This is a genomic window from Burkholderia sp. MSMB0856, from assembly GCF_001524645.2.
GTDB lineage: Bacteria > Pseudomonadota > Gammaproteobacteria > Burkholderiales > Burkholderiaceae > Burkholderia > Burkholderia diffusa.
Genome location: NZ_CP013427.1, coordinates 3,425,655 through 3,440,438 on the forward strand (window position 1 = coordinate 3,425,655; position 14,784 = coordinate 3,440,438).

Annotated in this window: 13 protein-coding genes and 1 tRNA gene; 7 read left to right on the forward strand and 7 right to left on the reverse strand. The window is 64.0% G+C overall.

Translation table 11 applies throughout. The annotated features are described in order from the left end of the window. Nucleotides 1-76: 76 nt before the first annotated feature. A complete protein-coding gene (locus WS87_RS17310) occupies nucleotides 77-2,674 on the forward strand; it encodes a DNA topoisomerase III (RefSeq protein WP_059819966.1) in 2,598 nt (865 codons plus the stop codon). Between the two features lie 141 nt (nucleotides 2,675-2,815). Here WS87_RS17310 and WS87_RS17315 read toward each other — a convergent pair whose 3' ends face one another. Next, nucleotides 2,816-3,865 (reverse strand): LysR family transcriptional regulator, encoded by a 1,050-nt coding sequence (locus WS87_RS17315; RefSeq protein ID WP_059534907.1) that lies wholly within the window; start codon nucleotides 3,863-3,865, stop codon nucleotides 2,816-2,818. A gap of 426 nt (nucleotides 3,866-4,291) precedes the next feature. Here WS87_RS17315 and WS87_RS17325 point away from each other — a divergent pair, with 426 nt between their 5' ends. Continuing rightward, on the forward strand, nucleotides 4,292-5,305 hold the full coding sequence (locus tag WS87_RS17325) for a D-2-hydroxyacid dehydrogenase family protein (RefSeq protein WP_057924643.1): 1,014 nt from the start codon (nucleotides 4,292-4,294) through the stop codon (nucleotides 5,303-5,305). Between the two features lie 49 nt (nucleotides 5,306-5,354). Here WS87_RS17325 and WS87_RS17330 read toward each other — a convergent pair whose 3' ends face one another. Beyond that, the gene (locus tag WS87_RS17330) at nucleotides 5,355-6,221 is read right to left on the reverse strand and encodes a patatin-like phospholipase family protein (RefSeq protein ID WP_059534905.1); all 867 of its coding nucleotides are present in this window, start codon (nucleotides 6,219-6,221) and stop codon (nucleotides 5,355-5,357) included. Between the two features lie 8 nt (nucleotides 6,222-6,229). After that, nucleotides 6,230-6,634, reverse strand: a complete 405-nt coding sequence (locus tag WS87_RS17335; protein WP_040142566.1) for a PaaI family thioesterase — start codon at nucleotides 6,632-6,634, stop codon at nucleotides 6,230-6,232. A gap of 191 nt (nucleotides 6,635-6,825) precedes the next feature. Between WS87_RS17335 and WS87_RS17340 the strand changes: the two genes are divergently transcribed. From WS87_RS17340 to WS87_RS17350, 4 genes are all read left to right on the forward strand, one after another. Then, nucleotides 6,826-6,901, forward strand: a tRNA-Lys gene (locus tag WS87_RS17340). Between the two features lie 374 nt (nucleotides 6,902-7,275). Then, complete coding sequence (locus tag WS87_RS33665) at nucleotides 7,276-8,130, forward strand: hypothetical protein (RefSeq protein WP_155624803.1); 855 nt, start codon at nucleotides 7,276-7,278, stop codon at nucleotides 8,128-8,130. A 4-nt stretch (nucleotides 8,131-8,134) separates the two neighbouring features. Next, complete coding sequence (locus WS87_RS33670) at nucleotides 8,135-8,917, forward strand: hypothetical protein (RefSeq protein WP_159085691.1); 783 nt, start codon at nucleotides 8,135-8,137, stop codon at nucleotides 8,915-8,917. A 928-nt stretch (nucleotides 8,918-9,845) separates the two neighbouring features. Continuing rightward, nucleotides 9,846-10,895, forward strand: coding sequence for a DUF3592 domain-containing protein (locus WS87_RS17350; RefSeq protein ID WP_059819968.1), 1,050 nt, complete (start codon nucleotides 9,846-9,848; stop codon nucleotides 10,893-10,895). 42 nt (nucleotides 10,896-10,937) lie between these two features. Here the strand turns inward: WS87_RS17350 and WS87_RS17355 are convergent, their stop codons facing one another. Then, a complete protein-coding gene (locus tag WS87_RS17355) occupies nucleotides 10,938-11,552 on the reverse strand; it encodes a CGNR zinc finger domain-containing protein (RefSeq protein ID WP_059819969.1) in 615 nt (204 codons plus the stop codon). Nucleotides 11,553-11,633: 81 nt separating this feature from the next. On the opposite strand from WS87_RS17355, the gene WS87_RS17360 reads away from it, so the two are divergent. Continuing rightward, entirely contained in the window at nucleotides 11,634-12,449 is an 816-nt protein-coding gene (locus WS87_RS17360; protein ID WP_059691911.1) for an alpha/beta fold hydrolase, read from the forward strand. Nucleotides 12,450-12,478: 29 nt separating this feature from the next. Here the strand turns inward: WS87_RS17360 and WS87_RS17365 are convergent, their stop codons facing one another. The 3 genes from WS87_RS17365 to WS87_RS17375 are packed head-to-tail and all read right to left on the reverse strand — an operon-like array spanning nucleotide 12,479 to nucleotide 14,711. Beyond that, complete coding sequence (locus WS87_RS17365) at nucleotides 12,479-13,237, reverse strand: amino acid ABC transporter ATP-binding protein (protein WP_059819970.1); 759 nt, start codon at nucleotides 13,235-13,237, stop codon at nucleotides 12,479-12,481. Then, a complete protein-coding gene (locus WS87_RS17370; protein ID WP_059534893.1) occupies nucleotides 13,234-13,914 on the reverse strand; it encodes an amino acid ABC transporter permease in 681 nt (226 codons plus the stop codon). Before WS87_RS17370 ends, WS87_RS17365 begins: the two co-directional genes overlap by 4 nt. Before the next feature lie 14 nt (nucleotides 13,915-13,928). Then, complete coding sequence (locus WS87_RS17375) at nucleotides 13,929-14,711, reverse strand: amino acid ABC transporter substrate-binding protein (protein ID WP_059819971.1); 783 nt, start codon at nucleotides 14,709-14,711, stop codon at nucleotides 13,929-13,931. Nucleotides 14,712-14,784 lie beyond the last annotated feature (73 nt).

The following is a 14,784-nucleotide window of genomic DNA, read 5'->3' on the forward strand; positions in this document are numbered from 1 at the left end:
CGCCGCGGCGTGTGCTATAAAGCCGTCGTAAAAGGGACCCACGCCGGCGAACCCGGTCTACCAACACACATCTGTCATGTCCAAAGCACTGATCATTGCGGAAAAGCCTTCTGTCGCGAACGACATCGCGCGCGCTTTGGGCGGCTTTACCAAGCATGACGAATACTTCGAGAGCGACGAATTCGTCCTGTCGTCCGCGGTCGGCCACCTGCTGGAAATCGCCGCCCCGGAAGAGTACGAGGTCAAGCGCGGGAAATGGAGCTTCGCTCATCTGCCCGTCATCCCCCCGCATTTCGACCTGAACCCGATCGCAAAAAGCGAGTCGCGCCTGAAAGTCCTGACCAAGCTCATGAAGCGCAAGGACGTCGACCGCCTGATCAACGCATGTGACGCGGGGCGCGAGGGCGAGCTGATTTTCCGCCTGATCGTGCAGCACGCGAAGGCGAAACAGCCGGTCCAGCGCCTCTGGCTGCAGTCGATGACGCCGCAGGCGATCCGCGACGGTTTCGCGCACCTGCGCAGCGACACGGACATGCAGCCGCTCGCCGACGCCGCACGCTGCCGCTCGGAAGCCGACTGGCTCGTCGGGATCAACGGCACGCGGGCGATGACCGCGTTCAACAGCAAGGGCGGCGGCTTCTTCCTGACGACCGTCGGCCGCGTTCAGACGCCAACGTTGTCGATCGTCGTCGAACGTGAAGAGAAAATCCGCCGTTTCATTCCGCGCGACTACTGGGAAGTGAGGGCCGAGTTCGCGTGCGCGGGCGGCTTCTACGAAGGCAAGTGGTTCGACCCGAAATTCAAGCGCGACGAATTCGATCCTGAAAAGCGCGACTCCCGCCTGTGGAGCCTGCCGGCCGCCGAAACGATCGTCGCCGCGTGCCGCGATCAGGTCGGCACGGTGTCCGAGGAATCGAAGCCGTCGACCCAGCTGTCGCCGCTGCTGTTCGACCTGACGAGCCTGCAGCGCGAAGCGAACAGCCGCTTCGGCTTCTCCGCGAAGAACACGCTCGGTCTCGCGCAGGCGCTGTATGAAAAGCACAAGGTGCTGACCTACCCGCGTACCGACGCGCGCGCGCTGCCGGAAGACTACCTCGCGACGGTGCAGTCCACGCTCGAGATGCTCAAGGAGAGCCACAACTACCTGCCGCACGCGAAGCAGGTGCTCGACAAGGGCTGGGTGAAGCCGAACAAGCGGATCTTCGACAACTCGAAGATCAGCGACCACTTTGCAATCATCCCGACGCTGCAGGCGCCGAAGTCGCTGTCCGAGCCGGAGCAGAAGCTGTACGACATGGTCGTGAAGCGCTTCCTCGCGGTGTTCTTCCCGGCGGCCGAATTCCGCGTCACGACGCGGATCACCGAAGTCGCCGGCCATCACTTCAAGACCGAAGGCAAGGTGCTCGTCGAGCCGGGCTGGCTGCAGGTGTACGGCCGCGACGCCGAAGGCGCGGACGCGAACCTCGTGCCGGTGCAGAAGGACGAGAAGGTGAAGACGGACGAGATCGCCGCGGTCGCGCTCGTGACGAAGCCGCCCGCACGCTACTCGGAAGCGACGCTGCTGTCGGCGATGGAAGGCGCGGGCAAGCTCGTCGAGGACGACGAGCTGCGCGAGGCGATGGCCGCGAAGGGCCTCGGCACGCCGGCGACGCGCGCGGCGATCATCGAAGGCCTGCTCGGCGAGAAATATCTCGTGCGCGAAGGCCGCGAACTGATCCCGACCGCGAAGGCATTCCAGCTGATGACGCTGCTCCGCGGGCTCGGCGTGAAGGAGCTGACCGCGCCCGAGCTCACCGGCGAATGGGAATACAAGCTGTCGCAGATGGAGCGCGGCAACCTCGGGCGCGACGCGTTCATGCAGGAAATCGCCCGCATGACGCAGCAGATCGTCAAGCGCGCGAAGGAATACGATTCCGACACGATCCCCGGCGATTACGCGACGCTCGAGACGCCATGCCCGAACTGCGGCGGCCAGGTGAAGGAAAACTACCGCCGCTTCGCGTGCACGAAGTGCGAGTTCTCGATCTCGAAGATTCCGGGTAGCCGGCAGTTCGAGATCGCGGAAGTCGAGGAGTTGCTGCAGCAGAAGACGATCGGTCCGCTGTCCGGCTTCCGCAGCAAGATGGGCCGTCCGTTCTCGGCGATCCTGAAGCTCTCGTTCGACGACGAGACGAAGAACTACAAGCTCGAGTTCGACTTCGGCCAGGACCAGGGCGGTGAGGAAGGCGAGGCGCCCGACTTCTCCGCGCAGGAACCGGTCGGCGCGTGCCCGAAGTGCAAGGGCCGCGTGTTCGAGCACGGGATGAGCTATGTGTGCGAGCACTCGGTCGCGAATCCGAAAACCTGCGACTTCCGTTCGGGCAAGGTGATCTTGCAGCAGGAAATCACGCGCGAGCAAATGGCGAAGCTGCTGGCCGACGGCCGCACGGATCTGCTGCCGAACTTCAAGTCGTCGCGTACGGGCCGCAACTTCAAGGCCTTCCTCGTGAAGCAGCCGGACGGCAAGATCGGTTTCGAGTTCGAGAAGAAGGAGCCGAAGGCCGCCGCCGCGAAGAAGACGGCAAAATCGGCGACGAAGGACGCCGAAACCGTCACGGAAGGCGCCGACGAGAAGCCGGCACCGGCCCGCAAGACCGCCGCCCGCAAGACGACGGCGCGCAAGACCGGCTCGTAATGCTCCGGCTGCCGGGGGCTCCCCCGGCGCGTCGCACGTCGGACGCACGGCCATGCAAGCAGCGATAAAAAAACGCGGATCGATCGCTCGATCCGCGTTTTTTCTTGATGCTGGCCGGGTCGGTGCGCGGCCGCCGCGACGTTACAGCGGCGACGGCACCGCAACCCGCGCGCGCGGCGAACGCGCGAGGCGCGGCTGCAGGTTCGGACCGGTCGATTCGGGCGGCTCGGCACGCGTCTCGACGCCGATCGGCGCAGGCGCAGCACCCTGTGCGGCCCACTGTTCGCCCATCGTCGCGTCGGTCGAGTGGCTGAAATACTCGACGAGGTGGTCGATGAACGTGCGCACCTTCGCAGGCAGATGGCGCCGGCTCGGATATGCGATGTTGATCTCGACCTGCGGCAGCCGGAAATCCGGCAGCAGCCGCACCAGCGCACCGCGCGCGATGTCGCTGCCGATCAGGTAGCTCGGCAGGATCGCGACACCCATCCCGAGCAGCGCGAACTGGCGCAGCATCGCGGTGTTGTTCGCGACGATCACGTTGGTCGGGCGCACGCGCACTTCGCCGTCCGGCCCCGTGAACACGCGCTCGTCGCCCCAGTATTCGGTCGGCAAGCTCAGCGCCGGGTGTTCGGCGAGGTGTTCCGGGTGGGTCGGCACGCCGTGCTTTTCCAGGTAGCTCGGCGTCGCGCACACGGTCATGCAGCCCGTGGTCAGCCGCCGCGTGACGATGCTCGCGCTGCGCATCTGACGCGTGACGACGATGCCGACGTCGAAACCTTCCTCGACGAGATCGACCTGGCGGTCGACCAGCGTCAGATCCGGCACCACTTTCGGGAAATTCTCGGTGTACGACTGCAGGACGGGCGCAAGGTTATGCAGGCCGAACACGACCGGCGCGACGATGCGCAGCGTGCCGACCGGCTCGTGATTGCGCGCGACGACCATCTGTTCGACATCCTCGAGCTCATCGAGAATCTGGCGCGCCCGCTCCAGGTAGACCTGGCCCGACTCCGTCAGCGAAAGGCTGCGCGTGGTGCGGTTCAGCAGACGCGTGCCGAGCCGGCCTTCCAGATCGGCGACGTGACGCGTCGCGACCGCGTTGGAGATATCCATTGCACTCGCGGCCCGCGCGAAACTGCCGAGATCTGCAACCTTGACGAACACGCGCATCGACTGCAAATGATCCATAAACGACTCCTGCCGCTGTTACAACTTCAAAAAGTTGAAGCATATGCGTAATTCTCCTACGACAGCGGAAATGATGCAGAGTTGCTCAACAAGGCCCGCGTTGACGATAAAAATAGTCAAAAATCCTCACTCATCGCGAATGGATGATCCAATTATTCTGATTGGAGCAACAATTGGGTGAACCTCGTCCGGTAAGCGGCCGAATCAGGAAGGACGTGTCTGATGCGACACAACATCGCACCCCGCCGCAGCCGACGGGAGCGGCGCCGGGTCTGGCCGGCGCCGATTGCGGCGGAGCGTAACAACCTGTTAAAAAGACACCACGACGTCCGCCGACGTAGCATCATGTCGGCCCCGGCCGGGCGGGACGGGTGCGCGACGTGCGCCGCCGCCACTGCCGCTTTCAACGCGCGACTCCCGCTGATCATGAAAATTGCCATCCTCGACGACTACCAGGACGCCGTCCGCAAGCTGAACTGCTTCGAGATGCTCGCCGAGCACGACGTGAAGGTCTTCAACAACACGGTACGCGGCCTGGGGCAACTCGCGAGCCGCCTGGCGGAAGTCGAGGCGCTCGTGCTGATTCGCGAGCGCACGCCGATTTCGTCGCAATTGCTCGCCAAGCTGCCGAACCTGCGCATGATCAGCCAGACCGGCCGTATCTCGAGCCACATCGACCTCGAAGCGTGTACCGATCGCGGCATCGCGGTGCTCGAAGGCACGGGTTCGCCGGTCGCACCCGCCGAACTGACCTGGGCGCTCGTGATGGCCGCCCAGCGCCGCATTCCGCAATACGTCGCGAACCTGAAACAGGGTGCCTGGCAGCAGTCGGGCCTGAAGACGTCGGCGCTGCCGCCGAACTTCGGTCTCGGCCAGGTGCTGCGCGGCCAGACGCTCGGCATCTGGGGCTACGGCAAGATCGGCAGGCTCGTCGCCGGCTACGGCAAGGCGTTCGGGATGAACGTGCTGATCTGGGGCCGCGAGCATTCGCTCGAGGCTGCACGCGCCGATGGCTACACCGCCGCCGAGAGCCGCGAAGCGCTGTTCGAGCAGAGCGACGTGCTGTCGCTGCACCTGCGCATGCACGACGACACGCGCGGGATCGTGAAGCAGGAAGACCTGATGCGGATGAAGCCGACGTCGCTGCTCGTCAACACGAGCCGCGCGGAACTGCTCGAGGAAAACGCACTCGTCAACGCGCTGTCGCACAACCGTCCGGGGATGGTCGCGATCGACGTGTTCGAGAGCGAGCCGATCCTGCAGGGCTACAGCCTGCTGCGGATGGAAAACGTGATCTGCACGCCGCACATCGGCTACGTCGAGCGCGAAAGCTACGAGCTCTACTTCAGCGCGGCGTTCCGGAACATCCTCGCGTTCGACCAGGGCGACCTGTCGAGCGTCGTCAATCCGGAAGCGCTGACGCCGCGCCGCGTGCGCTGACCGGCGCGAGCCGCGTTCGCCGCGCGGCTCCGTTTCTCCGTTCCCGCCTTCAGGCGGCCACGCGGCCGCCCGTCATCGCGTCGACGCGCGTGAGGAAATGCTCGCCGTCGCGACGTCCGAGGTCGTATGCATGCCGCATCTGCGACGGACTCGTGTAATCCCAGCTCGAAATCGGCACTTTGCTCGACGGCTGCACATAGAGCCGCCGCTGGTCGCCATGCGCGACCGTGAACATCTGCGGGCGCGGATACAGCCGCGTGACGAGCACCAGCACGTCGCCCGGCGATGCGTCGAGCGCGTCGACCGGCACGTTGTCGACCATGCCGCCGTCGAGCACCGGCCGGCCGCCGCGGCGCAGCACCGGCGTGAACGGCGGTGTGCACGACGACTGCAGGATCAGGTCGGCGAGTTCTTCGACGCTCGCGCATGCCTGCGCGCGCACGAACTCGGGCCGGAAGCCGAGCGTGCGCCCGAGCGTCGGATGCAGCGTCTTGCGCACGTACTTTTCGATGTTGTATGCAACGAGGCCGGCCGCGACCGCGCTGCGCGCGCCGAGCCAGCGCGGCACGTGCGACACGCCGATGCGGATCTCCGGCGCGTCGGCAAGTTGCGGGAACGGCTCGCCGTAGATGTCGAGCAGCGCCTGACGGTAGATCCGGTAATGCGGAAACACCGGCTCGCGCCCGAACAGGTTGCCCCAGTACGCGTTCTTGCGGTTGTGGCGCAGCGCCTCCTCGTAATAGCGCATCACCCACGCGGCGTCGCGCGTATACAGCATGCAGGCGGTCGCCGCGCCGGCCGAGATGCCGGCGATCACGCGCGGACGCAAGCCGAGCGCCGGCTGGGCAACGTCCCAGAAGCCGGCCTGCCACCAGCAGCGATTGCCGCCGCCCGCGAAAACGATCTGGTCGAACATCGCGCCGCTCAGCTGACGAGCGCGTAGGTCGACGTTGCGTGAACGGCCATCTTGCCGTCCTCGTCGAACAGCTCGACTTCGCCGAACACCAGGTTGCGGCCCATCCGCAGCACGCGCGCGGTGACGAGCACGTCGCCCTTGCGCACCGGACGCATGAAATTCGTGTTCAGCGACACGGTGGTCATCGGCCGGAACTCGCCGAGCGCGACCGAGATCGCGACCACCATCGCGGTGTCAGCGGCGGCCGTGAACACCTGCCCGCAGATGATGCCGCCCGAATGACGGAATTCGCCGGAAAACGGCAAGCGCATCGTGACGCTGTCGTCGCCGATCGATACGGGGACCAGACCGAGCGAGCGGACCCACGGGGCCAGCAGGCGGTCCAGCAATTCGCGGACTGCGTTTTCGTCCATCTTCGAATGTCCAGAAAACGTTGCGCGACCGCCGCGCAACAGGTGTGGACGTCATCATACCGGGAGCGCGCCAACTGCGATCGCTCGTGACCGTGCCGGGAGCCGCCGGGGCCATGACGAAGTATTTTCAGGAAATTTGCAGAAAGCGCTTGCCAAGACCGAAATACCCGTGCATAATCTTTCTTCTGTTGGGGGCGTTAGCTCAGTTGGTAGAGCAGCGGACTCTTAATCCGTAGGTCGAGTGTTCGAGTCACTCACGCCCCACCAGCGAATTCAAAGGGTTACAAGCATTTGCTTGTAACCCTTTTTCCGTTGTGTCAACGAACTGTCAACGGAGCCCGCAGACCATGAGCCGACTCACCATGCACCGAGATAATGTTGGACAGCTCCGGGCATCGTGGGTACACTACGAAGTGATTCCGTCTCTGACTGGCATATTCGTCGTCGAGGGCCGGAAGGTGCGATAGCCGGTGCGATTGAGCCATAGGGTGCCTTCCACAGCACACCTATAGGGACTTACCGCTTCAATTTGGAGTTCACACTCTGAATGACCCGCTTGAGCTGTGTGGTTATGCTTTCAGGTAAATAGGGCACATATATGTGCCCTATTTGCTTTTCTGAGGACGTATCCGGGGACTCTCATGGCCGCGAATTGGCGCGACATTGTTGCAAAGTGCGTTAAAGATGCTGTCGCAGCACGCAATTCCGCAGTCACTGGCTCAAGGCTGCGCACCCTCGTAGAACTAGAAGCCAAATCGCAAGGTCTTGCGTTTCCACCAGAAGATTCCCCAAACATCCGCTTCTCGGCGTTTCTGGAACAATTCCCTGACGTCGTCGCGGTACGCCGGCGTCCCGGCCAAGACTTTCTCACCGCACCAGCCGACAACCCGCAATTGCTCACGGTGGATACCCGTCAGACTGGGGGCAGATTACGTGGAGACTTGTTTTCAGCCCTCACCCGCATAGATGGCCAAGGAACCGTTCCGTTTTACTCTCTCTCGACCGGTCAGATCGCAAGGCTCGACGTAGCTACGCAGCAGCCAGCAGCAGATCAGATTCGCTTCGCTGAATCGAGTATTGAGCAGGAAGTTGCAGATCGAAAGGTTTTCGCCGAGCAGCAGCAAGACCCTCAAGTTCGTGACGATCTTCAAGGGACGCTCAGTCAGCGCGCCCCTCTTGCGGCGTTCAGCGTGCAATTGAAACGGTATGCCTTGTCTCGCGATTGGCACGAATTCCGACTACGCACCTTAATCGATCGACTGCAGAAATGGTCGAGTGAAAATGGTGTACCTTGGGGCGCAGACTGGATCGAGGAGATTCCGACATCGCCTGCTCCTCTGGTGCCTGCACCAGTGGTAAATGCGGCTCCCGCTGAAGCTGCTCCGTTAAAAGCTTTGTTGCGCTCGCTTGCCGACGTCTTAACGGAAGATGACTTGCGCCGAATCTCGCTTCCACTAGACGTTTTGGTACGGGCTTGGGGCAAAGGCCAAGCGTAAATTTATGCCGACTGCGCTGATTGCGGGCTTGCCGGCCGCGTGGATGACGCGTGTAAAGTCCAGCTTGGCAAAGTGCGAGGCACTTCCCGACGATTGGAAGATCACTTATCTTCAAGGTCGGAATTCGCACTATCCTTGCGTCTCAGACAAAGACGTAGCGCAGATCCTTTCCCGTGCGGCAGAGGGCGGTGGTACTCACGTCATTGGCATCTCTTCGAAACGTGATCGAGAGCAAATTAGCCGTCAAGTGTTGCCTTTTTTCCGCTTCCGATGGCTCGATCCCGAACCTTTCGAACATCAGCAAGACGCCGAGATCCAAAACGGCGTGGTTGCTGCTCTCACCGAGGAAGATGCATGGCGACGCGCAGTGATGCCAACTGACAAGAATTCGCCACTACTACTCCCCCAGACATGCTTCACAACGAAAATCGCGCCATCCATCTGGGATGAAGCCGCAAAATGGGGAGACAAGGGACAGCTAGTGTCGGCTCAAAAGCAGTTGAACTCCTTTAAGCAGGCGCATTCGAAGCGAGTTGGCGGAAATGATCACCCCTACTGGGTCGATTTGAGTGATCGCAAATGGGATTACAACGGCGCCCCTCATGGAGCACCACCAGCGCCGCGTGGTTGGAAATACAGCTTCTCCATTCCCGATGGCTTTCATTTTGATGTTACCCATAAGGGCGACAAAGAGTTCACCTTTACGGATTGCACGAGAAAGCTGCACTCCGTAAAAGGTAGCGGCTGGTTAAACGTCGACGCGCATGGCTTTGTGCGGGGTGAGTGAAATCCGCAGAACGAAGCAATCAATACCTTACATCGAGTTTGCGTACGGAATACGTGCAGCGCATGACCATTCCGCAAGTACTCTACCAATCTACGTGTTACCAAATCTGTAAGTGATTGATTTTTAACGAGTCCCCATTAGGGACTCGTTGTTCCATGCCTGTACTCTTTCAGCAAGCCGTTGATTTTGTTGGATTCCCGAGTCGGGAAAGCCCGCTGCTTGGATCTTGAGGGCCGCGCACGTTTTCGGGCGGCTAGCGTGAGGAGTGTCCGGCACGTAATCGACGCGGCCTAGCGCGACTGCGTCTCTGCAGCGTCCGACGGGTGATCGCGCGGCTCAGCGCGGCCCGCCGGACCGAGTAGCGGGTATATTCGATACCGTGTCCGACAGCTGCAGCGCTTTCTGCCCGCTCCCCCTTGCCAAACGATTATGGGGTCTCGAACATCGTACGGCGTGAAATATCGACCTTCTCCGGCTCATTTCCAAAAATCACCTTTTGAATCAAGACCTTCAAAGTTTGAATGCCTTGACTGACCGACGCCGACGGCGAGATCGAGTGATTCGCGTGGGCTGTGGCACCAGCGTCAACTAAGTGTCAACGCCACTGTCGAATACAGTCGACCAGTGTTGCTCTGTTGCGATAAAGCGACGGAAGTATCGACCACTGTCGCCTTCACAAGGGACTCTTAATCCATAGGTCGAGTGTTCGAGTCACTCACGCCCCACCAGGAATTCAAAAGGCCGGTCAGCGCAAGCTGACCGGCCTTTTTCCGTTCCGGCGACCGATTCAGGCACCCGCCTGACTCCCCCGCATCGCGGCATGCAATTACATACATGCCTCGCCCGTGCACTTTCCGCTAGAATCGTCCGACAAAATATCACACGACCGGGACGGCGATCGCCATATCGCCGCCGGCACTGAGAGAGCATGGGACGTCAGACATGGAATCATGTGAGCGAGACGCGACCATTCAGAGGGCATGGTCACGCCGACAGCGGCGCGCGCGTCGAGTCGCGCCATCCCCCCGATCGCATCCGGCCCCGTCGCACGACGCGCACCGCGGATCCGATCATGCCACGTAAGGAAGCGCTCGTCGCACTCGCGCTCGGCGTTGCACTGCTCGTGGTCGCAGCGATGCTCGCCGTCATCGCGAGCCATGCGGTGGGTGATCTGGTCCGCACGCCGGGCACGGTCGTGCGCATCGTGCAGGACAGCGACGCGATGCGTGGATACCGCCCGATCGTCGCCTATCTCGCGAACGACGGCCATCGCCGTGAAGTCGCCGGCAATACCGCATCGGTGGTCCCGGCGTATGACATCGGCGAAAGCGTGGACGTCCTGGTCGATCCGGCCCATCCGAACCGTCCCGCGGTGATCGACGATTTCACGCAACGCTGGTTTCCCGTCGCGGTGCCGACTCTGCTCGCGGTCGCGTCGCTTGCGATCGGCAGCCTGCTGTACAGGAGCGAGCGCCGCAGCCGGCACGCCGACGCGCTTGCCGCACCGGCCGCCGGCAAGTCGGCCCGGCGCCGCTGGAACATCGCGATCGTGCTGATGCCGATCGCGATCGGCACCGGCTTCCTGGCCGGCGCCGGCGCCGCCGGGCTGAGACAATGGCAGATCGCCCGCCATTACGCGCACTCGACCGGCCACGTCGTCGAGATCACCGAATCCGCACAATCGTCCCGCACACGCACGTCGCTCTATTCGGCGACCATTGCGTTCACGACGGACAGCGGCCGCCCGGTCACGTTCGCGCAAGGCTCGGCTTCATCGCGCCCCGGGCTGTACGAAGGCGAGGTGGTCAACGTGCTGTACGACCCCGTCATACCCGAGCGCGCGGTCATCGACCGGTTCTGGGACCGGTGGGGACTCACGGCGATCCTGTTCGCGATCGGCGCGCCGTTCCTCGTTGCCGGATTGTTCGTCATCGGTGCGCTGTGGCCCGACCATCGGCCGCACGAACTCACGGAATGACGAACGCGAAGCGGCCGGGCCGTCGACACCACGGCCCGCGCCTCACCGCTCCCTGAACGCCTCCACCTTCGCGCGATTCCCGCACGTGCGCATGTCGCACCAGCGTCGCCCGACGCCACGGCCGCGATCGACGAAGAACCACGTACAGCGGCCGCACTGCCGCACGCGCGCGAAGTCGTCGCCGCGCAGCAGATGCTCGAACCCGAGCGCGGCCGCGTCGACCCAGCGCGACGCCGCACACGCATCGGGCCGCCATGCGAAGCGGCCATCGACCGCGTCGAACGTGCTGCGCCCGATCGCATCGCGAATCGCCTCCGCGAGCCGGTGCGCCGCCCGCGCGCCGGCGCTGCCGCCGCCACCGCTCGTCAGGTGCGCGAGCGCCACGTATGCATCCTCGCGAAAACCACGCAGCGCGGCGAGCTCGTCCGCGCCGTCCTGCCGGGGATGACGCAGAAACCGTGTCATGTCGGCCCGAGCCAGCAAGCCCGACTTCTCCGCCCACGCGCGAACGGCCGCCCAGTCGACGAGTTTGTCCTCGTCGCGCGTCTTGCCCGTGTCGGCCACCGTGTTCAGGAAATCGAGCGCCGGATGGCCGCCGACGAAATCGGCCGCGGTCCATGCGTGCGCCTGTCGCGCAGGCTCGTGTCGAGTAACCATTTATTTCCACCTATCGGTTTCATATCCGGATGAACAGGCGTAACCTGTTATCAACCCAAACAGGTTAGCACGGAGGCGCCGATGCTCGATCTCGCCAATCGCTTCGTTTTCGACGGTCACCGGATCGCATGGGGCACGCTCGGTGAAGGGCCGCCGCTCGTGCTCGTGCACGGCACGCCGTTTTCATCGCAGGTGTGGCGCCGGATCGCGCCATGGCTCGCGCGACGCCATCGCGTGTTCTTCTACGACCTGCTCGGCTACGGCCAGTCGGACATGCCCGACGCGGACGTCTCGCTCGGCCGGCAGAACGTGCTGTTCGGCGCCCTGCTCGACGAATGGAAAATTTCGCGCCCGCGCGTGCTTGCGCACGATTACGGCGGCGCGACCGTGCTGCGCGCGCACTTCCTCGACGGCATCGCGTATTCGGACCTGACGCTCGTGAACCCGGTCGCGATCGCGCCGCAAGGCTCGCCGTTCGTGCGGCATGTCGCGCAGCACGAAGCCGCGTTCACCGGGCTGCCGGCGTATGCGCACCATGCGCTCGTGTCGGCCTATATCGGCCATGCCGTCGCGCGACCGTTGAGCGACGACGTACTGTCGATCTATCGCTCGCCATGGCTCACGCCGACCGGCCAGCCGGCGTTCTATCGACAGATCGCGCAAATGCGCCAGCGTTACATCGAGGAAGCCGAGGCACGCTATGCGCCGCCGGACTTTCCGGTGCGCATCGTGTGGGGTGAGGACGACGCGTGGATTCCGCTCGAACAGGGGCAGGCCCTCGCCGATCGCATCGCGGGCGGCAAGCTGATCCGCGTGCCGTGTGCGGGACACCTGGTCCAGGAGGATGCGCCCGAGGCGATCGTCGCCGCGGTGCTCGACGCACACGGACAGGAATGATCGCTCACGCAATCGCGTGGCACAGCAAATCAGAAGGCCGGCACGCCCTGCGCGAGCGTCGCGACGAACTTCGCGGTGCGCGGATCGCGCGGCCGCCCGAACAGTTCGCGCGATGCGCCGGCCTCGACCACCCGGCCATCCGCGAGAAACACCGCATCGTGCGCGACCGACGCCGCCAGGCTCAGGTCGTGCGTGGCCATCAGCATCGTCGTGCCTTCCCGCGCGAGCTGGCGCAGCACTTCGACGACTTCGACGGACAACTCAGGATCGAGCGCGGACGTCGGCTCGTCGCACAGCAGCACCTGCGGCGACGGTGCGAGCGCGCGGGCGATGGCCACGCGCTGCTGCTGGCCGCCCGACAGCGTCGCGGGCCATGCGTCGGCCTTGTCGGCGATACCGACCTTGTCCAGCAACGCGAGCGCCCGTTCGCGCGCCTGCTCGCGCGGCCAGCGCTGCACGGTCACGAGCCCTTCCATCACGTTCTGCACGACGCTCAGATGCGGAAACAACTGGAAGTTCTGGAACACCATGCCGGTCTGACGGCGCACCGCGAACACGTGATCGCGCGACGGGCGACGCCCCGCCGCGAAGTCGATGCGGGCATCGCCGACCGTGAGCACGCCCGCTTCCGGCACTTCGAGCAGGTTCACGCAGCGCAGCAGCGTGCTCTTGCCGCTGCCGGACGGCCCGATCAACGCGGTCACGCTGCCGGGCTGCAACGCGAGGTCGATGCCGGTCAGCACGCGCTGCGCGCCGAACGATTTGTCGATGCGTTCGAGACGGATCATCGCAACTCCGCGTGGAACAACGCATGGCGCCCGAAGCGGAGCTCGAGCCGACGTTGCAGCGACGAGAGCACCGAGCTGAACAGCAGATAGATCAGCGCGGCTTCGGTATAGAGGATCAGCGGCTCGTAGGTGACGGCCGCGATGCGCTGCGCAGCCTGGAAGATCTCGGGCACGGTCAGCACGGCCGCGAGCGACGTGTCCTTCACCAGCGAGATGAACGAGTTCGACAGCGCGGGCAGCGCGACGCGCGCGGCCTGCGGCAGGATCGCGCGGCGCAGCGCCTGCGCGCGCGTCATCGCCATCGAGTACGCGGCTTCCCACTGCCCCTTCGGGATCGATTCGATCACGCCGCGGATCACCTCGGCGTTGTACGCGCCGACGTTCAGCGAGAAGCCGATCACGGCGGCGGTCAGCGGATCGAGCACGATGCCGACGTTCGGCAATCCGTAGAAGATCACGAACAGCTGCACGAGCAGCGGCGAGCCGCGAAACAACCAGATGTAGAAACGCACGCCGGCCTGCGCCCAGCGCGGCCCGAACAGGCGCGCGAGCGCCGCGCCGAACGCGAGCAGCAGGCCGATCGCGAACGACGCGAGCGTGAGCGGAACCGTGAACACGAGCCCCGCCACCAGCAGGGGCCGCAGCGATTCCGCCATCAGGTGCAGCCAGGGCGGCATCGGTCAGCCTCGCGTCACGGCTGCGACACGTCGCGGCCGAAGTACTTCTGCGAGATCTTCGCGTAAGTGCCGTCGGCCTTGATGTCCGCGAGCGCCTTGTCGATCGCCGCCACCAGCGCGGGACTGCCCTTGCGCAGCAGCACGCCCGATGCATCGCCGGCGCCGCTCGTGTCGGTCGCCGCGACCTTCAGTTTCGCGTCGGGCTTGTGCTTGCGGAAATCGAGGTACGACAGCGAATCGTTGATGGTCGCGTCGACGCGACCCGCGCTCAGCAGGTCGATCGATTCGTTGAAGCCCTGCACGGGCACCACGTCCGCGCCGTGCGCGGCCGCGAGCTTGCCGAAATTGCTGGTCAGCGTGTTCGCGGATTTCTTGCCCTTCAGGTCGTCGAACGAGCGGATCGACGTGTTGTCCGCGCGCACGATCAGCACCGCGTGGGACGTGATGTACGGCGTCGAGAAATCGTATTTCGCCTTGCGCGCATCGGTGATCGACACTTCGTTGACGACCGCGTCGTATCGGTTCACGTCGAGGCCCGCGATCAGCCCGTCCCACTTGCCTTCGACGAACTCCGCCTTCACGCCAAGCCGTTGCGCGATCGCGGTCGCGATGTCGACGTCGAAGCCGGTCAGCTTGCCCGACGCATCGTGATACGTGAACGGTGCATAGGTGCCTTCGGTGCCGACCCGGAACACGCCGGCCGACTTGATCTGCGCGAGACCGTCGGCCGCCAGCGCGCTCGTGACGGCAGTGGCCTGCAGCAATGCGACGACCAGGATGGAGCGAAGGAATTTCATGGTGCGGACCCCGAACGATGGAAGGGAGTGGACCCGCCGGCCCGAACGGCCGCGCGAGAGGTCCGCGAATTCT

Excerpts from the sequence above, each read along its gene's own strand:
- WS87_RS17350 (WP_059819968.1), top strand. The coding sequence starts at position 9,846 with ATGGGACGTCAGACATGGAATCATGTGAGCGAGACGCGACCATTCAGA.
- WS87_RS17335 (WP_040142566.1), bottom strand. The coding sequence starts at position 6,634 with ATGGACGAAAACGCAGTCCGCGAATTGCTGGACCGCCTGCTGGCCCCG.
- WS87_RS17325 (WP_057924643.1), top strand. The coding sequence starts at position 4,292 with ATGAAAATTGCCATCCTCGACGACTACCAGGACGCCGTCCGCAAGCTG.
- WS87_RS17375 (WP_059819971.1), bottom strand. The coding sequence starts at position 14,711 with ATGAAATTCCTTCGCTCCATCCTGGTCGTCGCATTGCTGCAGGCCACT.
- WS87_RS17310 (WP_059819966.1), top strand. The coding sequence starts at position 77 with ATGTCCAAAGCACTGATCATTGCGGAAAAGCCTTCTGTCGCGAACGAC.
- WS87_RS17315 (WP_059534907.1), bottom strand. The coding sequence starts at position 3,865 with ATGGATCATTTGCAGTCGATGCGCGTGTTCGTCAAGGTTGCAGATCTC.
- WS87_RS33670 (WP_159085691.1), top strand. The coding sequence starts at position 8,135 with ATGCCGACTGCGCTGATTGCGGGCTTGCCGGCCGCGTGGATGACGCGT.
- WS87_RS17370 (WP_059534893.1), bottom strand. The coding sequence starts at position 13,914 with ATGCCGCCCTGGCTGCACCTGATGGCGGAATCGCTGCGGCCCCTGCTG.
- WS87_RS17355 (WP_059819969.1), bottom strand. The coding sequence starts at position 11,552 with ATGGTTACTCGACACGAGCCTGCGCGACAGGCGCACGCATGGACCGCG.
- WS87_RS17330 (WP_059534905.1), bottom strand. The coding sequence starts at position 6,221 with ATGTTCGACCAGATCGTTTTCGCGGGCGGCGGCAATCGCTGCTGGTGG.
- WS87_RS17365 (WP_059819970.1), bottom strand. The coding sequence starts at position 13,237 with ATGATCCGTCTCGAACGCATCGACAAATCGTTCGGCGCGCAGCGCGTG.
- WS87_RS17360 (WP_059691911.1), top strand. The coding sequence starts at position 11,634 with ATGCTCGATCTCGCCAATCGCTTCGTTTTCGACGGTCACCGGATCGCA.
- WS87_RS33665 (WP_155624803.1), top strand. The coding sequence starts at position 7,276 with ATGGCCGCGAATTGGCGCGACATTGTTGCAAAGTGCGTTAAAGATGCT.